General features: G+C 61.9%; 16 protein-coding genes and 1 pseudogene. 14 read left to right on the plus strand and 3 right to left on the minus strand.

From position 1 onward, the window contains the following. Positions 1-70: 70 nt before the first annotated feature. The 5 genes from HNR05_RS05185 (at position 71) to HNR05_RS05205 (ending at position 5,850) form a co-directional block, all read left to right on the plus strand. A complete protein-coding gene (locus tag HNR05_RS05185) occupies positions 71-994 on the plus strand; it encodes a proteasome assembly chaperone family protein (RefSeq protein ID WP_179578055.1) in 924 nt (307 codons plus the stop codon). Positions 995-1,038: 44 nt separating this feature from the next. Next, positions 1,039-2,370: an MFS transporter gene (locus HNR05_RS05190; RefSeq protein ID WP_179578056.1), complete on the plus strand. Its 1,332-nt coding sequence runs from the start codon at positions 1,039-1,041 to the stop codon at positions 2,368-2,370. A 244-nt stretch (positions 2,371-2,614) separates the two neighbouring features. Then, a complete protein-coding gene (locus HNR05_RS05195; RefSeq protein ID WP_179578057.1) occupies positions 2,615-3,847 on the plus strand; it encodes an RNA polymerase sigma factor in 1,233 nt (410 codons plus the stop codon). A 9-nt stretch (positions 3,848-3,856) separates the two neighbouring features. Beyond that, complete coding sequence (locus tag HNR05_RS05200) at positions 3,857-5,125, plus strand: MurT ligase domain-containing protein (RefSeq protein WP_179578058.1); 1,269 nt, start codon at positions 3,857-3,859, stop codon at positions 5,123-5,125. Continuing rightward, positions 5,122-5,850 (plus strand): type 1 glutamine amidotransferase, encoded by a 729-nt coding sequence (locus HNR05_RS05205; protein ID WP_179578059.1) that lies wholly within the window; start codon positions 5,122-5,124, stop codon positions 5,848-5,850. Before HNR05_RS05200 ends, HNR05_RS05205 begins: the two co-directional genes overlap by 4 nt. A gap of 64 nt (positions 5,851-5,914) precedes the next feature. Here HNR05_RS05205 and HNR05_RS05210 read toward each other — a convergent pair whose 3' ends face one another. After that, positions 5,915-6,151 (minus strand): DUF7455 domain-containing protein, encoded by a 237-nt coding sequence (locus tag HNR05_RS05210; RefSeq protein WP_179578060.1) that lies wholly within the window; start codon positions 6,149-6,151, stop codon positions 5,915-5,917. 160 nt (positions 6,152-6,311) lie between these two features. On the opposite strand from HNR05_RS05210, the gene HNR05_RS05215 reads away from it, so the two are divergent. After that, the gene (locus tag HNR05_RS05215) at positions 6,312-8,390 is read left to right on the plus strand and encodes a DNA gyrase subunit B (RefSeq protein ID WP_179578061.1); all 2,079 of its coding nucleotides are present in this window, start codon (positions 6,312-6,314) and stop codon (positions 8,388-8,390) included. Positions 8,391-8,419: 29 nt separating this feature from the next. Here HNR05_RS05215 and HNR05_RS05220 read toward each other — a convergent pair whose 3' ends face one another. After that, entirely contained in the window at positions 8,420-10,897 is a 2,478-nt protein-coding gene (locus HNR05_RS05220) for a DNA gyrase/topoisomerase IV subunit A (RefSeq protein WP_179578062.1), read from the minus strand. Positions 10,898-11,013: 116 nt separating this feature from the next. Here HNR05_RS05220 and HNR05_RS05225 point away from each other — a divergent pair, with 116 nt between their 5' ends. After that, entirely contained in the window at positions 11,014-12,159 is a 1,146-nt protein-coding gene (locus tag HNR05_RS05225; protein ID WP_179578063.1) for an alkaline phosphatase family protein, read from the plus strand. Between the two features lie 51 nt (positions 12,160-12,210). Here the strand turns inward: HNR05_RS05225 and HNR05_RS05230 are convergent, their stop codons facing one another. Then, positions 12,211-12,810: a DUF3043 domain-containing protein gene (locus HNR05_RS05230; protein ID WP_343062466.1), complete on the minus strand. Its 600-nt coding sequence runs from the start codon at positions 12,808-12,810 to the stop codon at positions 12,211-12,213. Between the two features lie 38 nt (positions 12,811-12,848). Between HNR05_RS05230 and HNR05_RS05235 the strand changes: the two genes are divergently transcribed. The 7 genes and pseudogenes from HNR05_RS05235 (at position 12,849) to istB (ending at position 21,093) form a co-directional block, all read left to right on the plus strand. Next, complete coding sequence (locus HNR05_RS05235; protein ID WP_179578064.1) at positions 12,849-14,291, plus strand: dipeptidase; 1,443 nt, start codon at positions 12,849-12,851, stop codon at positions 14,289-14,291. Positions 14,292-14,363: 72 nt separating this feature from the next. Beyond that, on the plus strand, positions 14,364-14,741 hold the full coding sequence (gene erpA / locus HNR05_RS05240) for an iron-sulfur cluster insertion protein ErpA (RefSeq protein WP_179578065.1): 378 nt from the start codon (positions 14,364-14,366) through the stop codon (positions 14,739-14,741). 213 nt (positions 14,742-14,954) lie between these two features. Then, positions 14,955-15,842 carry an aa3-type cytochrome oxidase subunit II gene (ctaC, locus tag HNR05_RS05245; RefSeq protein WP_179578066.1) on the plus strand — a complete coding sequence of 296 codons (888 nt, stop codon included), beginning with the start codon at positions 14,955-14,957 and terminating at the stop codon, positions 15,840-15,842. A 3-nt stretch (positions 15,843-15,845) separates the two neighbouring features. Beyond that, positions 15,846-17,576: an aa3-type cytochrome oxidase subunit I gene (gene ctaD, locus HNR05_RS05250; protein WP_179578067.1), complete on the plus strand. Its 1,731-nt coding sequence runs from the start codon at positions 15,846-15,848 to the stop codon at positions 17,574-17,576. Then, on the plus strand, positions 17,577-17,999 hold the full coding sequence (locus tag HNR05_RS05255; protein WP_179578068.1) for a cytochrome c oxidase subunit 4: 423 nt from the start codon (positions 17,577-17,579) through the stop codon (positions 17,997-17,999). It begins immediately after the preceding gene. 760 nt (positions 18,000-18,759) lie between these two features. Then, positions 18,760-20,317 (plus strand): annotated as a pseudogene (gene istA / locus HNR05_RS17900) (IS21 family transposase). Next, complete coding sequence (gene istB / locus HNR05_RS05265) at positions 20,314-21,093, plus strand: IS21-like element helper ATPase IstB (RefSeq protein ID WP_343062467.1); 780 nt, start codon at positions 20,314-20,316, stop codon at positions 21,091-21,093. Before istA ends, istB begins: the two are co-directional and overlap by 4 nt. Positions 21,094-21,324: the final 231 nt, after the last annotated feature.

The raw sequence follows: 21,324 nt of genomic DNA on the forward strand, positions 1-21,324 counted from the left end.
TCGCTCTGGGCACGATGGGGCCTTGCTGAATGGGACGCCTCCTGCGGAAGGGGCCGATTAGAGTTGACGCATGCGTGATCCGGGTGACCTCTACGAGTTGAGCGACGAATCTGCCGTCGTTCCTGATGGGCTGCACCTGGTCGCAGGCCTGACCGGATTCGCCGACGCCGGTGGCGCGGTGTCGCAGTTCACCGAATACCTGCTGGGCACTCTTGAGCACACGGTGATCGCAACATTCGATACCGATGTCTTGTTGGACTACCGCGCACGCCGTCCGATCATCTATTTCGACGAGGATCACCTCACCGATTACCAGGCCCCGAGCCTGAAGCTCTACCTTGCACGTGACGAGATCGGCCAGCAATTCCTTCTGCTTGCCGGCTTCGAGCCAGATTTTCGTTGGGAGCAGTTCACCACTGCGCTTGTGCAGCTCGTCGAACGCTTCTCTGTCGTGTCGACCACCTGGGTTCATGCCATTCCGATGCCCGTGCCGCACACGCGGCCCATTGGCGTGACGGTGAGCGGCACCCGCTCAGATCTGGTCGAAACCATGTCGGTGTGGCGCCCGCACACACAGGTGCCGGCCAATGTTCTGCACTTGCTTGAGTTCCGTTTGCAGGAAAGCGGGGCATCGACAGTCGGCTACATTCTGCTGGTCCCGCACTACCTGGCTGACACCGAGTTCCCCTCTGCGGCCCTGTCCGCACTGGAAAGCACCAGCGCCGCGACGGGACTGATTTTTCCGACCGATCATCTGCGTGAGCAGAACCGGGAGTTCCTTAACCGGATCAACGAGCAGGTCGGCGAGAACCCTGAGCTCGCGAAACTGGTCGGCACCCTTGAACAGCGCTACGACTCATATATGGAGGGCAGCACCCTGCGTTCCCCACTCACCGACGAGGACGGCGAACTTCCCTCAGCCGACGAGATCGCGGCCGAGCTTGAGAAGTTCCTCGCTATCCGTCGAACCAAAGACGACGACTCGCCTGCCTGATCGCCGGTTCGTTCCCCTGCTTTCGCCTTGCTAGGTTTGATGGAGTGAACTCCCGACGATCCTGGCTTATCTTCTCAATCGGATCGTTTGCCTACCTCTCTGCGATCTTGCAGCGCACGTCGATGGGTATTGCCGGGGTAGCCGCCACAGAGCGATTTGGTGGCTCAGCCGCGGTTCTGTCGAGTCTCGCCGTCGTTCAACTCATCGTGTACGCCGCAATGCAGATTCCCGTTGGCGTGCTCATCGACCGTTTCGGCCCCCGTGTTCTGATTCTGACGGGCACCTCCCTGATGGTGCTGGGCCAGTTGTCGCTCGCCTTCGCCCCGTCAATCTCGGTCGCCGTGATCGGACGCATCCTCGTCGGCGCCGGTGATGCGATGCTCTTTATCTCCGTTATTCGCCTGATCAGCTCGTGGTTTTCCGGGCGCATCGTGCCCCAGCTGTCCCAATGGATGGGGAATATCGGCCAGCTTGGTCAAGTGGTTTCTGCGATTCCTCTCGCGTGGATTCTGGGTATGTGGGGCTGGACGCCTGCGTTCCTGTCCGCGGCATCTGTGGCTGTTATTGCTTTGATCGCCGTGATTATCGTGATTCGTGATCGACCGGCCCACAGTGAGGACCATCCACGGCCGGCGACCTGGGCAGCGGCAATCGCTCAGCTTCGACACAGCTTCAAACGGCCCGGCACTCAGTTGGGTTTTTGGTCGCACTATGTCACCCAGTCGTCGGGCACCGTTTTCAGCCTGCTCTGGGGGTTCCCGTTCATGGTCTACGGGCTCGGCTATGAACCGCACCTCGCCGCGGCCATGCTGACCATCCTCGTGGGCGCCGGCCTCATCTTCGGTCCGATTCTCGGGCTGCTTTCGGCGCGGTATCCGTTGCGTCGCAGCAATATCGTTCTCGGAATCGTGGCGGCAATTGGAACAGCCTGGGCCGTGGTGCTGCTGTGGCCGGGAACGCCGCCGATCGGGGTGATCGCCCTGCTGCTTGTGGTGTTGGGTATCGGTGGTCCCGGCTCACTGATTGGCTTCGATTTTGCCCGGACATTCAACCCTCAGCGCAGCTTGGGGGCGGCGAATGGTGTGGTGAACGTGGGCGGATTCACCGCAAGCTTCGTTTCGATGTACCTGATCGGCGTTTTTCTCGACCTCCAGAACGGATGGCGCATCAGCGCGGGTGGGAGGAGTGACCTCTACGAACTCGGCTCGTTTCGAACGGCCTTCGCCGTGCAATATCTGGTCATCGGCGTCGGGGTCGTCTTTCTTCTTCGGGCCCGTCGGCGCACGCGCCGGGGCATGTCACGTGACGAGGGAATAGAAGTGGCTCCGATCTGGGTTGCACTCTCTAGGAAGTGGCGACGGCACAAGAGCAACTGACCTGTGCCGTGGCTTGCTCCCTCCCCAAACCGTGCAATAATTGAGGCAGGACCCGTTCTGGTTCCGGAAATCTTTGGCCTCTGCGTCGAAGAGTGCGTTGCTTGACTGCAGCGTCCGGACTTGACATGGGTCCTTGTACTGCCCAAATCCAGTTCGTCGTGACGAATATCGACCGGTTTCGCACCGATCGAAGGCACTATCGCCAGGTTTGCCGGTGCAATAACCAAGCATGAGAGGTATTCGAATGGCAATCCCCGCAAAGTCAGAGGCGACGGACACCACAGAGAGCCCGGAGCCCGTAGTAGAGGCGCCCAAGAAGCGGGCTCCAGCTACCAAGGCCAAGGCCGCGGCGGTGAAAAAAGCACCTGCAGCCCCGCGCAAGCGCGCAAGCGCCAAAGCAGCCGAGGAAGAAGCATCCGAGCCTGTCGCCGATGATGCTTTCGATGACGACGACGACACCAAGCGCCCGGCCCCGGCCGAACCGCTTCCGAGTGGCGCCCTCGTGCTCTCTCTCGTCGACGACGATGACGAAGTGCCGGTCTACTCAAGCGCCATCACCGGTGCCACTGCTGACCCGGTCAAGGACTACCTGAAGCAGATCGGTAAGGTCGCCCTTCTGAATGCGGCCGAAGAAGTCGAGTTGGCCATGCGCATTGAGGCTGGCCTGTTCGCTGAAGACAAACTGTCGGTCATGACCGACGCCGAGAAGAAGAGCTCTCTCGGACGCGAACTTCAGTGGGTCGCGAAAGACGGCGCCCGTGCGAAGAGCCACCTGCTCGGCGCCAACCTGCGCCTCGTGGTCTCGCTCGCCAAGCGCTACACTGGCCGCGGAATGCAGTTCCTCGACCTCATCCAGGAAGGCAACCTGGGTCTCATCCGTGCAGTCGAAAAGTTCGATTACACCAAGGGCTTCAAGTTCTCGACCTATGCCACCTGGTGGATCCGTCAGGCCATCACACGCGCCATGGCCGACCAGGCCCGTACTATCCGTATTCCGGTTCACATGGTTGAGGTCATCAATAAGCTCGCGCGAGTGCAGCGTCAGATGCTGCAGGATCTGGGTCGCGAACCAACGCCCGAAGAGCTGAGCCGCGAACTGGACATGACTCCTGAAAAGGTTGTCGAAGTGCAGAAGTACGGGCGTGAGCCCATCTCGCTGCACACCCCGCTCGGCGAAGATGGTGACAGTGAATTCGGTGACCTGATTGAAGACACCGAAGCCGTTGTACCTGCCGACGCGGTGGGCTTCACAATGCTTCAGAAGCAGCTCGAGAGCTTGCTTGATTCGTTGTCCGAGCGCGAAGCCGGGGTCATCCGCATGCGCTTCGGCCTGGGCGATGGCATGCCGAAGACGCTGGACCAGATCGGTGACACATTCGGTGTGACGCGTGAGCGCATCCGCCAGATCGAGTCGAAGACGATGGCCAAGCTGCGTCATCCGTCGCGTTCGCAGTCGCTGCGCGACTACCTCGAGTAGATCTTGCAGGTGCGATATGCGCCGGCGATTCTCATCGGCAGAATCGTACGGAAGCTTGCCCGGTGGCGTAAACCGGGTGGTGGTTCGGCAATTCCGGGCGTCGTCGTCAACGCGATCGCGCCCGGATTCCTTACCCGCACGCTGAACAGCTTCCCCGGCGGACTCGTTATCGTCACTGGGTCGAGCGGTAAGTCGACCACGACCAAGATGCTGGTTGCGGCCGTGCGCGCGCACGGGGTGTCGGTGTTTACCAACCCCTCGACCGCCAATATCACCCAGGGGCTCACGTCTGCTCTTCTCGAAGAGGTGAGCCTCCGCGGCCGCATCGAGGGCGACATCGCAGTACTTGAGATGGATGAAGGCCACGGCGCACTCATCGCGGACTCGCTGAAGCCGCGTGTTGTGGCTCTCACCAATGTGATGGTCGATCAGATCGACCGGTTCCATGACTCGGATATGGTCGCATCAATGCTGGCGAAGATCGCCGTGAGAGCCACCGATTCCGTGGTTCTGAATAGTGACGATCTGCATTTGGTGTGGCTGGGGGAGCGCCTCACCGGTCCCGCCCGTATCGATCGCTATGGGGTGTCGGCCGAGGTTCTCGCAGCGAATCCTCGTGGACTCGGTTACAGCCTGACTGCGCCCGAGCGACTGACCGCTGCGGATGGCATTGTGCTGACCCGCGTCGACGGGTTGCGCGCCGAGGTGAACGTCGACGGCCGCAGTTACGCGTTCACTCTTCCGGCTCGGGGCACCCACTATGCAGTGGATGCCGTGACTGCCCTGGCTACCGCGCGCGCCGCACTCGGTGAACGGTTTGATCCGGTTGTTGCTCTCGCGGCAATTTCGTCGATTCCGCCCGTTTTCGGGCGGGGTGAAATCGTTTCGGTGCGCGGCCGCATGGTGGAGTTCGTTCTGGTGCAGAATCCTGCAAGTTTTCAGCTCAATGTCGACAGCCTCGAACCGGGCACCGAGCAGATCATGATCGCGATCGGCTCTGATGTACGCGACCCGTCCTACTTCTGGCCGGTGGACACGTCACCACTCGCACACGTCCTAATCGCTTCGGGGTCAAAGGCGTTCGATATCGCCCTGCAACTCGCCTACGACGGAGTAGCGGTCGACCGGGTGGAGCCCGATTTGGGCCGCGCGCTCGATGACTTTCTCCTCCTTGATGATCCGCCAAACGGACTCAAGACCATTGTTTTCTCTGCCGACTCGATGCGTCGCACCCGGACTCACCTCGGCCTCACCTCGAATGCCGAGGAGCCGGTATGACCGCACCGCTTACGATCGTGTCCCTGCTGCCCGAGCTTCTTGGCACCAATGGTGATGCTGCCAACGCGCGGGTGCTCGCCACCCGCGTCCGGTGGGCGGGGTATGACGCGAACATCATCGAAGTACGCACTGCGGCAGATCTGCCCGACGTCGTTGACGCCGTCGTCGTCGGCTCGGGCTCCGACACCGATCTGGTCGCTGCCCGTGACATCCTGGCCACACTTGCGAATGAATTCCGCGTTTGGTCGACCGGGGGAGTACCGATTCTTGCTATTGGAACAGGCTGGGAGTTGCTCAGCTGGGGAATCGAGCAGCACGACAGCACCGTCATCGAGGGGCTCGGACTGGTTGCTGGCCGAGCCGTCCCGCGCCCGGAGCGGGTGACCGACGATCTTGTTGTCGCGTCCAAGTACGGCAGGCTCATCGGCTTCGAGAATCATGCCCGTGACTATGTCGGTGCCGAAGGCTCACCACTGGGCCGCGTGATCTCGGGCTCGGGGAACGGCGCAGGATTCGAAGGAATTGTCATGGGGGAGTTCTTCGGTACTCACCTGCACGGTCCGGTGCTCGCTCGCAACCCAGGATTCGCCGATCACCTGCTCACGGTCATGCTGGCCCGTCATGGTGCGGTGTATCAGCGGGGCGCAGATGCGGCGTTCGCCGATGCCATGGCACAGGGCGCGCGCAATCAGATCGCATCGCGCCTTTCACTCGAAACGGAGTAAGCACAATGCCCCTGCTCGAACGATCTTGCGATCGTCGTGCAGGGGCATGAGGTGCGTTCGTGTTTTAGGACCGGTGATCTTCCAACAGCCGACTCGACTCGTCGTGCCAGCTTTCGGCGATGGCCGACAGCTTCTCTTGGTGCTTACGGCCGTGGTGGGCGCAAAACAGCAACTCACTGTTGTTGACGACGACCCGAATGTAAGCCTGCGCGCCACACGCGTCGCAGCGGTCTGCTGCGGTGAGCTGGTGGGGGGCTCCCTGTGCGTCGACGGCACCATTCTCGGTGGCGATCTGGGACATGTTCTCCTCCTCCAGTTGTGAAGCGTAAAACCCTGATACTCCATGTAAACACGCCTGAACCTCGGATACGAGCCATGTGGCTCCTATTTCGCTCACCGCGTAGTGAGGGCGGCGAGTGTCGAAACCGTAAATTCAATTGTGTTCACTAGTCTTAACAGTTGTGAGTTCTGACTATTCCGCCCGGCACCTTTCTGTTCTCGAAGGACTCGAGGCAGTCCGCAAACGTCCCGGCATGTACATCGGGTCCACCGACTCACGCGGCCTCATGCACTGCCTGTGGGAAGTCATCGATAACTCCGTCGACGAGGCTCTCGCCGGGCACGGCACGAGCATCGATATCGTGCTGCATCCTGACGCCAGTGTTGAGGTGCGTGACACCGCCCGCGGCATCCCTGTCGACATCGAACCGAAGACCGGCCTGTCTGGTGTCGAGGTGGTCTTCACCAAGTTGCATGCCGGGGGCAAGTTCGGCAGCGGCTCCTACGCGGCATCTGGCGGTCTGCATGGCGTCGGTGCCTCAGTCGTCAACGCGTTGTCGGAGCGACTCGACGTTGAAGTGGACCGCGACGGCAAAACGTACGCCATGTCTTTCCATCGGGGCGAGCCCGGTATTTTCACGGACACGGGAGAGAAGAGCCCGGATGCTCTGTTCACCCCGTTCCAAGACACCAGCGAACTGCGCATCATCGGCAAGGTGAAGCGCGGTGTGACCGGAACCCGTGTGCGGTATTGGGCCGATCGGCAGATCTTCACCAAGGGCGCAACGTTCCAGACGGAAGACCTGCTCGGCCGCGCCCGACAGACCGCCTTTCTCGTTCCCGGGTTGGCCATCGAAGTTGACGATCTGCGCAGCGAAGAGCCCCTCCATGAGTCGTTCAAATTCGACGGTGGAATCTCCGAGTTCGTCGATCACCTGGCACCTGATTCGCCGATCACCGACACCTGGCGCCTGACCGGCCAGGGCACGTTCGCCGAGACCGTTCCGGTGCTCAGCGACACGGGTGCGATGGTCCCCACAGAGCTCACGCGTGAGTGCCAGGTCGACATAGCGCTGCGCTGGGGAACGGGCTACGACACTGTCGTGCGAAGCTTCGTCAACATCATCTCCACTCCGAAGGGGGGAACACACCAGGCCGGCTTTGATGCTGGATTGGTCAAGTTTCTGCGGGCACAGGTCGAACAGAATGCACGCCGGCTGAAGGTGGGTACCGACAAGCTCGAGAAGGATGATGTCATGGCCGGCCTTACCGCCGTTCTGACGGTACGCCTGCCCGAGCCTCAGTTCGAGGGCCAGACCAAAGAGGTTCTGGGCACTCCCGCGGTACGGGCCATCGTGGCCAACGTCGTCGCGAAGACTCTCGGCGAGCGGTTTGCGTCGACCAGGCGCGACGATAAAGCCCAGTCGGCCCTGGTACTCGACAAAGTTGTCGCCGAAATGAAGTCGCGGCTGTCAGCTCGGGCCCACAAAGAGACCCAGCGGCGCAAGAATGCGCTTGAGAGTTCGTCGCTTCCGGCGAAGCTCGTTGACTGCCGCAGCAATGATGTGGCTACCAGCGAGTTGTTCATCGTCGAAGGCGATTCCGCACTGGGAACGGCCAAGTTGGCCCGAGACAGTGAACACCAGGCGCTGCTCCCGATCCGCGGCAAGATTTTGAACACCCAAAAGGCGTCGGTGGCTGACATGCTCGGCAACCTGGAGTGCGCGTCGATCATTCAAGTGATCGGTGCCGGTTCTGGCCGCAGTTTTGACCTGTCGGCTGCTCGCTACGGCAAGATCATCATCATGAGTGATGCCGATGTGGATGGCGCACACATTCGCACGTTGCTGCTCACTTTATTCTTCCGGTACATGCGTCCGATGATCGAGGATGGCCGTATTTTCGCAGCGGTTCCGCCGTTGCACCGGGTGGTCGTGATGAACCCCGGGTCAAAGCCGAACGAGACGATCTACACCTATTCGGAGGCCGAGTTGCAGGGCGTTCTGGCCGGATTGAAGCGCACCGGCAAGCGCTATCAAGATCCGATCCAGCGCTACAAGGGTCTCGGCGAGATGGATGCCGATCAGCTTGCAACGACGACAATGGAGCGAGCGCATCGCACGCTGCGACGAGTTCGCGTTTCCGATGCTGAAGCGGCTGGCGCCGTGTTTGAGTTGCTCATGGGCAACGATGTGGCGCCCCGCAAAGAGTTCATCATCGACAGCGCCGACGGCCTCTCGCGTGACCGGATCGACGTCTAGCCGCGAGCCGTAGTCCGCCGGCGCGTGACCTAGCTGATCTGCGCGCCGATGGCGCCAATGACCGCATCGAGCATCACGCCGGAAGCATCGCGGCGCGCACCGGATTCCGGCAGTGTGCGCGGGGATCCATCAGACGCGACGGCGTGTGCCGGCGCAGCACCGACCCAGGCGACCGCGAGGGTGTCTTCGCCCTTCAGGAAACGCTGGGCACGCACACCACCCGTCGCGCGGCCCTTGGCCGGGAACTCGGTGAAGTCCGACACCTTGGCGCTACCCGGGTCAACGCCGAGGAGAGTCTGGCTCCCGATGGCAACCGTCGCGACGACTGCGGTTTCGGCATCTGCTGGTGACACACTGGTGAAGGCGATGACCGCAGCGTCAGCGGAAAGCTTGATGCCTGCCATGCCACCTGCGGCCCGGCCCTGCGGGCGAACGCCGCCAGCCGAGAACCGAAGCAGCTGTGCATCTGAGGTCACGAAGACAAGCTCGTCATCGTCGCCGCCCTGGACGGCTCCTACAACCTCGTCTTTCGCCTTCAACGCAATGATCTCGAAGTCGGGCTTGTTCGCCCAGTCGCCCGGGGCGAGGCGCTTGACGACGCCCTGCTTCGTGCCCAAGGCGATCGGCTGCTCGGAGTCGAGCGAGACGATCGCCAACACCTTCTCGCTCTTATTCGACAGAGCCAGGTAATCGCCGACCTTCACGCCGGCAGCCAGCTGGATCGAACTGGACGGCATCAGCGGCAGATCAACCGGAGTAAACCGGATCAGTCGACCCAGGTTGGTCACGGCCCCGATTTCGGCGCGAGTTGTCGTGTCAAGCACCGAGAGCACGGCATCATGCTTGCTGCGGCGCTTCACCGGGCTGGCCCGGTCGGGCAGGGTTTCGTTGCTTTCGGCGACGTCGACCCGGGCAATGCGGCCCGTGACGCTCACGTAGACACGCGTCGGGGCGTCCTGCACCTCCAGAACCACCGGAGTACCCCGCTTGGCAGCGGCACCCGCAATGCTCGGCTTGGCCTCGGTGAGCAGAGTGCGTCGGGGGGTACCGAATTTCTCGGCGACCGCCGCGAGCTCGTCGGAAACGAGGGTGCGGATGGCCTTCTTGCTGCTGAGAAGTTTCTCGAGGGCGGCAATCTCCGCCTCGAGCTGGTCACGCTCGGACTCAAGCTCAATGCGGGAGAAGCGGGTCAGACGGCGCAAGCGCAGTTCGAGGATGTACTCGGACTGTAGCTGGCTGAGCTCAAAGACCTCGATCAGGCGCTTGCGGGCCTGTTCGCTGTCGTCGCTCGTTCGGATGACCTGAATGACCTCATCAATGTCGATGATGGCGATGAGAAGCCCGAGCACCAGGTGCAGGCGCTCCTTGCGGCGAGCGAGCCGGTAGGCGCTTCGACGGGTCACAACTTCAATGCGGTGACCGACGTATACGACGAGCAGCTCGCGCAGGCCGAGGGTCTGGGGGCCGCCGTCGACGAGTGCGACCGCGTTGATGTTGAAGGAATCCTCGAGGGGCGTGTAGCGGTAGAGCTGCTCGAGGACCGCTTCAGGGCTGAACCCGGTCTTGATGCCGATGACGAGCCGCAGACCCTTCATGCGGTCGGTGAGGTCGGTCACATCGGAGATACCTGAAAGCTTCTTCGAGTTGACGCCTTCTTTGATCTTTTCGATGACCTTTTCGGGGCCAACAAGGTAGGGCAACTCGGTGACGACCAGCCCGGTCTTGCGAGCCGAGATGGCCTCGATCGAGACACGAGCGCGCGTCTTGAAACTGCCGCGGCCTGTCGCGTAGGCATCCTTGATTCCAGACAAGCCCACAATGGTGCCGCCGGTTGGAAGGTCTGGTCCGGGAACAAACTCCATCAGCTCGTCGAGGCTCGCATCAGGGTGCGCAAGCAAATGGCGCGCGGCACCGACGACCTCAATGAGGTTGTGTGGTGCCATGTTCGTGGCCATGCCGACGGCGATGCCGCTGGCGCCGTTCACAAGCAAGTTCGGATAGGCGGCCGGCAGTACCTCAGGTTGGGTGAGCTGGTTATCGTAGTTGGGCACGAAGTTCACGACATCTTCGTCGAGATTCTCGGTCATGGCCAGGGCGGGTGCCGCGAGGCGCGCTTCTGTGTAGCGGGACGCAGCCGGGCCGTCATCGAGCGAGCCGAAGTTGCCGTGCCCGTCAATGAGCGGCACACGCAGTGTGAACGCTTGCGCCATGCGCACTAGCGTGTCGTAGATTGCGGTGTCACCGTGCGGGTGGAGCTTGCCCATCACCTCGCCGACGACACGAGCAGACTTCACGTGTCCTTTGTCGGGGCGCAGCCCCATTTCTGCCATCTGGTAGAGGATGCGTCGCTGCACGGGCTTGAGGCCGTCGCGGGCGTCGGGCAGGGCACGCGAGTAAATAACCGAGTACGCGTATTCGAGGAACGAGCCTTGCATCTCATCGGAGACATCGACGTCTTCGATACGTTCGGCGATCACAGCGGGCGGAGTAGGTTCTGAGCGGCTCATTCGTGGATTCTGCTTGAGGCGTGCTCGGTGCAATCAGGCCTGCACAGCGCACTGTTCGGATGGACGCGGTTCGGGTATCGCGGAAAAACCGGAATAGCTGTGGAAGACTTGTTCCGATGCCCATGATTCTACCGGCCCGTCAATTCGGAGCCCTGCGCCTTGCCGATGTTCTCACAAGTTCTCTTGCGGCCTTGGCGGGGAAGCAGAACGTGTTCTCGCTGCCGCCCGTCGAGAAGGCCGTCGTCGTACTCGCCGACGGGCTTGGCGTGAGTGCGATCAAGGCCCGCGCGGGACACGCCCGTTTCCTCGCGACGCGGCTCACCAAATCGGCGGTGATCGAGGGTGTGTTCCCAGCAACGACTGTTGCCGGCATCGCCTCCCTCACAACGGGTGTGCAGCCCGGTCAGCATGGCCTTGTCGGCTATAAGGTGCGCGATGCCGACAATGACAGGGTGGTGAATCAGCTCAGCGGCTGGGACGAGGGAATGCAGCCGGCCACCTGGCAGCGAGCCACGACGGTCTTCGAACGCTCAGCGGCTGTCGGTGTTCCGAGTTTCGCAATCGGGCCCAAACGTTTTTACGGTTCCGGCTTCAGCCAAGCCGCTCTGCGCGGCGCCACCTATCTCTCGGCCGAAAGCATCGCCGATCGCTTCGCAATGGCCCGCCGGGTGCTGGATACGACACCCCGGGCACTCATCTATCTTTATGTTGCCGAACTCGACATCGCAGCTCATGCGTTCGGCTGGGAATCACCCAAATGGCTCGCTCAACTCGAAATACTTGATGGGGAGCTCGCCCGGTTCGAGTCAGGCCTCGGCGCCACCGAGGGGCTTCTCGTGACGGCGGATCACGGCGTGATCGATGTGCCGAGCACCAAGCACATCCTGTTTGACACGGTTCCTTCGCTCGTCGCCCACGTGCGCCACATCGGGGGAGACCCGCGCTGTCTGCACCTCTACCTTGAAGCGGGACTTGCGGACGGTGCTGCTGATGTTCTCGCCGAGTGCTGGCGTGACACCGAAGCGGATCGGGCCTGGGTCTTCACCCGAGACGAAGCGATCGAAGCGGGTCTTTTCGGACCGGTGGCCGACGAAGTGCGTCCTCGGATTGGCGACGTCATCGTCGCAGCGCGCAAACTTGTCGCCTACTACGACTCACGTGAAACGAATCAGGCTCCGCGCTCAATGGTGGGCCAACACGGATCGTTAACCGATGAGGAAGTACGCATCCCCTTGATTCGCGCCGGTGCATTCGCCGTCTGAACAGAACCAGACGGCGAACGCGATCAACCGAATCAGCTCGACTGAGGCGAACTAGGCGGGGTACTGGCCGCGCTTGACCTGCGGCTTCGGCAGACGCATCGGGCGCAATTGCAGGGCACGCATTGCGGCGTACCAACGCACCTTTTCTGCCTTGCCCGTGCCAAACTTCGCCCCAACCTTCTTGGTCACGATGAAACCGAGAATCAAGCAATCGACGACGGCCACGAGGAAGAACGCCCAGAGGGCGATGATCCCATAGGTCTGCACCAGCGGGTCGGGGAAAAAGGTGAGCAAAATCACCAGGAACATCACCGGGATCATGAATTCGCCCACGTTGAAGCGCGCGTCGACGTAGTCGCGCACGAAGCGCTTCTGTGGGCCGCGCTCACGCACGGGCAGGTACTTGTCCTCACCGTTCGCCATGCCGATTCGGGCACGTCCACGTGCCTCCATCGACTTCTCACGAGCCTGCTTGGCTGCAAGCTTGCGGTCACCGGGCACCAGGGGGCGCTTATTGGCGGCCTCCTGCTGCTTGCGCGTTGGGGTGGCCTGGCCTTTGCCGGCCGTAGCATCGGCAGCGAGACGGGCGGCCGTCTCTTCGGCAGACTCGATCGACGGTTGGGCGTCGGGGTTTACGGGGTTCTTAGCCACATTAATTCCTTGCGATTGTTTGGTTTAAGATTACCTCTATGACGGATACCTCGAAGACAGACTCTCACGGTGCTTCCAGCCTCGATATCGCGCTTCGACACGCCGTCGAGGGTGGGCTCGCCGCCACGATTTCGGATCTCTGCGCTCTGGTGCGCATTCCGTCGGTCTCGTGGGCCGCCTTTGACCGCGCCCACGTGCGCGAAAGTGCCGACGCCGTTGCCGCTTTGGCGCGCTCTCTCGGCGTGTTCGACTCGGTCGAGGTGAAACAAGCCGCGCTTCCCGGTAGCGACCATCTGGGTCAGCCCGCCGTTCTGGCCACCCGCGCGGCGAAAAACGGCAAGCCGACCGTGGTTCTCTACGCACATCACGATGTGCAGCCCCCCGGAAAAGATGAGGAATGGCAGTCGAACCCCTACGAGCCGACGGTGCGCGGCGATCGACTTTATGGTCGCGGGGCGGCCGACGACAAGGCCGGCGTGATGGCCCACATCGCATCGATCCGTGCCGTGATCGAAGCCACCGGCACAGACTTTGATCTTGGACTCGTCCTCTTCATTGAGGGGGAGGAAGAGTTCGGAAGTGGCTCGTTCACCACGTTCCTGGATGAGAACCATGATGCGCTCTCGGGCGATGTGATCGTCGTGGCGGACTCCAACAACTGGGACATTGACACGCCGGCCCTCACGATTGGGCTGCGCGGAAACGTGACATTCAAACTGACCGTGCGCACGCTGTCGCATGCGTCGCACTCCGGAATGTTCGGGGGAGCGGTTCCGGACGCGATGATCGCGACCATCCGACTGCTCGCCACCTTGCACGACGAGCAGGGCAGCGTTGCCGTCGTAGGACTGACCAGTCATGACCAGGTGACCCCCGCATACTCCGAGGGTCAGCTCCGACTCGAGGCCGGCCTGCTTGAGGGCGTGGCGGCGATCGGTCAGGGCAGCATCCTCAGTCGCATCTGGGCTCAGCCCTCGCTCACCGTCACTGGAATTGACGCACCCTCGGTCGACAACGCGTCAAACACGCTGTCACCGGCGATTCGAGTGCAGATCAGCCTGCGTGTGGCACCGGGCCAGAAGGCTCAGGAGGCCTATGATGCGGTCGAGGCTCATCTGATCTCCCACGCTCCCTTCGGCGCTCACCTGGAGTTCGATGACGTGGACACCGGCGAACCGTTCCTCGTCGACACCAGCGGCTGGGCCGTAGCCGAGGTTCGTTCGGCGATGGCCGATGCCTGGGGCGTGGCTCCCGTTGACATTGGGGTCGGTGGATCAATCCCGTTCATCGCGGATCTTGTGCGCGTCTTTCCATCGGCACAGATTTTGGTTACCGGTGTTGAAGACCCCGATTCCCGGGCCCACAGCCCCAATGAGTCGTTGCACCTCGGCGTGTTCAAACGCGCCATTCTCAGTGAGGCCCTTCTGCTTGGGCGCCTCAACGAACGCACAATCGTCGCCTCGAACAACTTTCCCGACTAAAGGAATGCTTTCGGCCGGTTCGCAGTTGGGCAGAGTTAGAATCGGAGCAGCATTGACAGACCAAGGAGCACCATGACCGACATCACCACTGCCGTCCCGACGAAGGCCGCCGACGAAGCGGCAGCTCACGCTGTGGGCCTGAGTGAGGCTGCTGCCGATAAGGTGCGGAGCCTGCTCGGACAGGAAGGTCGCGATGACCTGCGTTTGCGTGTCGCAGTGCAGCCTGGCGGCTGCTCCGGGCTGATCTACCAGCTCTACTTCGACGAGCGCATGCTTGACGGCGATGCCGTCGTTGACTTCGACGGTGTCGAGGTCATCGTCGACAAGATGAGCGTGCCCTACCTTGAAGGCGCCACCATCGACTTTGAGGACACCATTCAGAAGCAGGGTTTCACCATCGACAATCCCAACGCCGGGGGAAGTTGCGCCTGCGGAGACTCGTTCCACTAAGACCCATAAGCACGCCAAACTGGGAGATTGTCCGTCAGGACAGTCTCCTATTTTGGTTTCTGTGAGATTTTCAAGGCCGAATTCAGCCGAGATTGAGGGTTTATTGCGCAACTCGGGCCTCAGAGTGCACATGGGGCGGCATCTCGGAGAGTAGGCTAGAACCGGTCAAAGCACTTCCTGTGAAGTGCCCTCGAGTCTCCCGAAAGGTCACCGGTGCGCACACATCGCCGTCTCCGATGGGCTGCAATTCCAATCGCAGCGACATTAACGATTGTTCTTGCCGGGTGTACTACCGCCCAGCTGAATGGTTTTCTCCCCGGTTTTGTTGATGGCGAAGAGGCGGTGACAAACCACACTTCGCGCATTTCAGGACTCTGGACGACGTCGTGGATTGTTCTTCTCATCGTCGGCCTCATCACATGGGGCCTCACGATCTGGGCTGTGGTCGTCTACCGCCGCCGAAAGGGTCAGACCGGTCTCCCGGTTCAGATGCGCTACAACATGCCCATCGAGATCTTCTATACGATCGTTCCCCTCATCCTGGTGATCGGCTTCTTCGCCTTCACCGCGCGTGACCAGGCCGCGATCGAGGCTCGCTTCGACAAGCCTGACGTTCAGATTGAGGTCATGGCCAAGCAATGGGCCTGGGACTTCAACTACGTGAATGAAGACGTGTACTCGGAAGGCGTCCAGGCCCAGCCGGTTCCTGATGCTCCGGCCGGCACCATCAACGAGTCCAAGCTCCCCGAGCTGGTCCTGCCGGTCGGTGCCAAGGTCGAGTTCAAGCTTGAGTCACGCGACGTCGTGCACTCGTTCTGGGTCATCGACTTCCTCTACAAGAAAGACGTCATCCCGGGCAAAACCAACTACATGTCGCTCATCCCGGAGCGCATTGGTACCTTCGCCGGAAAGTGTGCGGAGCTCTGTGGTGAGTACCACTCGCTCATGCTCTTCAACGTGAAGGTCGTCTCGCAGGCTGACTACGACGCATACATCCAGTCTCTTCGTTCTGCTGGCTACACCGGTCAGCTTGGCCAGGAATACGACCGCAACAGCAATCTTCCGGGCACGGGCGCCCCGACGACAGAGGAGGGCCACTAGTCCATGAGCACCATCACAGCACCCGCCCCGAGTTCGACTGCGCCCGTTGGTTCACCTTCGGCCGAACGCAAGGGCAACATCCTGGTCAAGTGGATCACCTCCACTGACCACAAGGTCATCGGATACATGTATCTGATCACCTCGTTCATCTACTTCTGCATCGGCGGCGTGATGGCTTTGGTCATTCGCGCTCAGTTGTTCGCTCCAGGTCTCGAGATCGTTCAGACCAAGGAGCAGTACAACCAGCTGTTCACGATGCACGGCACGATCATGCTTCTCATGTTCGCTACCCCGCTGTTCTTCGGCTTCGCGAATGCGTTGATGCCGCTTCAGATCGGCGCACCCGATGTGGCCTTCCCTCGGCTGAACGCCTTCTCCTACTGGTTGTTCAACTTCGGTAGCCTGATTGCCGTGGCCGGCTTCCTCACCCCGCAGGGTGCGGCATCTTTCGGCTGGTTTGCCTACCAGCCATTGGCCAGCACGACGTTCTCGCCGGGCGCCGGCGGGAACCTGTGGATGGTCGGCCTTGGCCTGTCGGGCTTCGGGACGATCCTCGGTGGCGTGAACTTCATCACGACCATCATCACGATGCGCGCTCCGGGTATGACGATGTTCCGTATGCCGATCTTCACCTGGAACACGCTGGTCACCTCGATCCTGATCCTGATGGCGTTCCCTGTTCTTGCTGCTGCACTTCTCGCTGCTGCCGGTGACCGCATCTTCAGCATGCACATCTACGATCCAGCGAACGGTGGCGCCATTCTCTGGCAGCACTTGTTCTGGTTCTTCGGTCACCCTGAGGTGTACATCATTGCGCTGCCGTTCTTCGGTATCGTCTCTGAGATCTTCCCGGTGTTCAGTCGCAAGCCGATCTTCGGCTACAAGACGTTGGTGTACGCAACGATATCGATTGCTGCTCTCTCTGTCACTGTCTGGGCTCACCACATGTATGTGACGGGATCGGTACTGTTGCCCTTCTTCTCGCTCATGACAATGCTCATTGCGGTTCCTACGGGGGTGAAGATCTTCAACTGGATCGGCACCATGTGGCGGGGGTCGCTGACCTTTGAAACGCCGATGCTCTGGGCTATCGGCTTCTTAGTGACGTTCACCTTCGGCGGTCTGACCGGTGTCATTCTGGCGTCGCCGCCGCTGGACTTCCACGTCTCTGACACATACTTCGTTGTGGCACACTTCCACTATGTTGTGTTCGGCACCGTCGTCTTCGCGATGTTCAGTGGCTTCTACTTCTGGTGGCCCAAGTGGACCGGAAAGATGCTCAATGAGTCGCTCGGCAAGTGGCACTTCTGGTTGCTCTTCATCGGCTTCCACACCACGTTCCTGGTGCAGCACTGGTTGGGTGTCGTGGGAATGCCGCGTCGCTACGCGACCTATTCGCCCGACGACGGCTTCACCTGGATGAACGAACTTTCTACCGTGGGTGCCATGATCTTGGCCACGTCGCTGATCCCGTTCTTCTTGAACGTATACATCACGGCGCGCAAGGCACCGAAGGTCACAGTGAACGACCCGTGGGGTTACGGCTCGTCGCTTGAGTGGGCCACGTCGTGCCCGCCGCCGCGCCACAACTTCACCTCGATTCCGCGCATTCGCTCCGAGCGCCCGGCGTTCGACCTGAACCACCCCGAGGTGGGTATCCCGGTCGGCATCGGTCCGGCAAAGGATGCGCCGGATTCTCCCACCTATGACGCCGCCTCGGAAAAGGTCAAGTAAATGAAAGCCAACGTCAATCTCTTCTGGATCCTGACGGTATTCTTCGCCATCTCCAGTGCCGGCTACACGGTATGGAGCCTCCTCGATCCGGCCCATGCCAAGGTCGAGTGGGCGGGCACCATCACCCTGGCACTGTGTGCCATCTTGTTCGCGTTTGTCGGTTTCTACCTCGACCGCGTGCACAAGGCGCAGGGCGGCGAGATGCCCGAAGATCGTCTCGACGCAAACATCGATGACGGTGATCCCGAGCTGGGCTTCTTCAGCCCCTGGAGTTGGTGGCCGATCATGCTCGCGGCCAGCGCTGCGCTGCTGTTCTTGGGCCTCGGAATCGGATTCTGGATCTGCTTCATCGCAGTCGGCGTCGGCGTGATTAGTCTCGTCGGCTGGGTCTACGAGTACTACCGCGGACTCTTCGCCCGCTAAACAGCACCGAACGAAACGACGGCGCCCTCCACACGGAGGGCGCCGTCGTGTTTAACGGAAGCCTCTCCGCGATTTGGCTGAATCAGTTTCCTGGGCAGCCGTTCACCGCCGCCAGCGGGCAGTTTCCGTGGCCACGAGCTGGCGGTTGCGCTGGCCGCCTATGGGCACGTTCCTCGTGGCCATTGACAGGCTGTTCCAGTCGTCTCCCGCTGTGGACTAAGGGCAAGAACGTGTGGATGAGTTCGGGCGTGTCATACTCGGCCGGCCCATCCTGAGCTGCTGCAGAGCCCTTCGTCCGCACTGAGGCCGGTGCCGTAGTAGCTCGTTTCAGTGGGCTCCTCGCCAGTCTCGTCGATAACCGATTTCAGGTTTCGGGCCGGTGCTGGGATGAGTTCGTGAGCGCGATCGATAGGGACCTCGTGCAGGTAGAGGAACCACTCCGCGGCGCGTTTCATATGCGCCTCACTCGTTCCGCGGTGCAGGCGCAGCACGGTGCAGATTCCATTGTTGATACCGCCTTCCGGCGGCGAAGTGGTGCGGGCGTTGCCGGGGCGAACCGAAGTGAAATGTTAGCGGCCATGGAAAACTGCCCATAGGCGGCCACGAAACTGCCCACTGGCGGCCACAGAACTGCCCACTGGTGGCCATGAGATCTGCCCACTTCCTGTTCACCCCGACCGTGGTTAAGCGGCGGGAGCCTCTTCCTGGGGTTTGATGACGGTGTCTAAAACGCACCAAAGTCGCCCAGAAAGAGGCCCGAATGAAGTTTGACGGAGAAATCATGGAAATACTTGCTGCCTACGACCTGACCGGGTGGTTGCGCGCTGCAGCCGAGCTGACGGGCTGTTCCCATCACACGGTTGCCCGGCATGTCGCCGCCCGTGACGCGGGTAAGCCGATCGCCGAACCGGCGTATCGGGGGCGGGTCACGGACGCGTTCATGGACAAGATCGAGGAGTGGGTCGTCGCCTCGCATGGCAAGATCCGCGCCGATAAAGCCCACGAGAAGCTCGGTTCGTTGGGCTATGAGGGGTCGGAACGGTCGACGCGTCGAGCGGTCGCGCAGGTGCGGGCCGCGTTCCGGCTCGGGCACACCCGGGTGCACCGGCCGTGGGTGACGGAGCCGGGGATGTGGTTACAGTACGACTTCGGTGACGGCCCGCTGATCGAGGGCCGCAAGACGGTGTTGTTCGTGGCCTGGCTGGCGTGGAGTCGGTTCCGGATCGTGATCGCTTTGCGGGACCGCACGGCACCGAGCGTGTTCGCCGCGTTGGATCGCACCTTTCGCCTGCTTCGAGGGCGCGCCGACGTATGTGCTGACGGACAACGAGAAAACGGTCACGGTGTCGCATATCGCCGGCGTCCCGGCGCGAAACCATCAGACGATGGACTTCGCCCGCCACTACGGCGTCACCGTGCTGACCTGCCAACCCTCCGACCCGGCCTCCAAGGGCGGGGTGGAAGCGGCGGTGAAGGTCGCCAAGGCCGACATTGTGCCCAAGAACACCAACCTACGGGCCGAGTACGACTCGTTCGCCGAGATCGAAGCGGCCTGTGATGCGTTCATGGATGACGTCAACAACCGGGAACACCGCGCCACTCGGCGGAAGCCTTCGTCGATGCTCGCCGAGGAACAGCTGCGGTTGCCCCGCATCCCGTCGGCCCCGCACACCATCGCGTTCGGCTTGACCCGGATGGTGCCGCCGAACACTCCGATGGTCACGTTCGAGAACGGTCAGTACTCGGTGCCGTCGTTCCTGCTCGCCGCGGAGGTGTTCGTGCGCAGTCATGGCGCTGGCGCCGACGAGCAGGTGATCGTCGTGCACGTCGGCCTCGACGGCCCCATGGAAGTCGCCCGGCACCAGCGGGCCAGGCCCGGCAGCCCGCAGCTCGACGACGCACACTTCCTCGACCACCGGGAGAAGATCCCGGGCGAGTACACGATCAAGGCGAGAAGCGCCGCAGAAGCCGACTTTCTCGGCATTGGTGCGGGCGCGCACGCCTGGCTGATCGAGGCGGCCGCGTCGGTCACGACACGGATGAATGTGAAGATGGCCGACGCGGCCGCCCTGGCGAAGATCAGCGGTATCGAACGGGTCGATGAGGCCCTGGGCACCGCGGCCGCTTACGGGCGGTTCGCGACCGGGGACCTTCCGTCGATCCTCGGCACGAACCTCGCCCGGGCTCAGACACATCGTGCCGACGAGGCCACGTCTCTGGCGCAGGGCACGGCCGGGTGGGCCGCAATCGGGCAACCGCTCGTGCCCGTCTTCAACGTCGTTGCGACCGACTCCGACGAGTGGGAGGAGAGCGCGTGAGCGTCACTCAGGCGGCTCCGCCTGCGCTTCCGGCGGAGCTGGAATCGTTGATGCGGCAGCTGAAGATGCCCTACGCCCGCGCGCTCGCACCGGAGCTGATTGCGACGGCCCGCGCGCAACGCTGGGAACCAGCGGAGATGATCAAGGCCCTGTTCGTCGAGGAAGTCACCGGCCGATCCCGCTCGATGCTCGCCGCCCGGCGGAAAGCGGCCGGGTTCCCGACCGGGAAGACGTTCGAGAGTTGGGACGAGTCCGCGTGCTCGATTCCGTTGCCGACGCGGGAGGCGTTACGCACCTTGGAATGGGTTGCCCGGAAGGAGAACGTCGTCGTCTGCGGGCCAAGCGGCACCGGGAAGACGTTCTTCCTTGAAGCCCTCGGCCAGCAGTCCGTGGAGGCGGGCCTGCGAGTCGCCTGGTTCCGCCTCGAGGACCTCGGCGCGTTGGTGCGCGCCCACCGTTCCGACGACTCCGTCAACCGAGTCGTCACCCGCATTCTTCGGGCCGACCTGATTGTGATTGACGATATTGGCCTGCTCGAAGTCGGTGCGGACGCCGCGGAAGGGCTCTACCGGCTCCTTGACGCCGCCTACGAGAAACGGTCCATAGCGGTCTCGTCGAACCTGCACCCGGCCGGTTTCGACGAGCTCATGCCCAAAACCCTCGCGACGGCGACCGTTGACCGGCTCCTGCACCACGCGCACGTCTGCCAAACCTCGGGCGAATCGATCCGGCTCACCCAAGCCCTCGCCGGGAAAGGCGTCACCGCTATGAACTAAACCCCGCACGCTCCGCACGGCCAACGCCACCGAACCCCAGGTGGGCAGCTCTGATGGCCGTGTGTGGGCAGTTTTCATGGCCACCAGCGGGCATTTTCTGCTGGCCGCCTGTGGGCAGTTCCTATTGGCCATTGACAGTCGCCGGCCACCATCGGTTCGGAGACTGAACTTCAGGTGGCGGCGGATGTTCATCTGAACGTGAAACACGCAGCGCCGCGTCTTCGTCAGGCT

The sequence above is a fragment of the Leifsonia psychrotolerans genome, from assembly GCF_013410665.1.
Taxonomy (GTDB): Bacteria; Actinomycetota; Actinomycetes; order Actinomycetales; family Microbacteriaceae; genus Cryobacterium; species Cryobacterium psychrotolerans_A.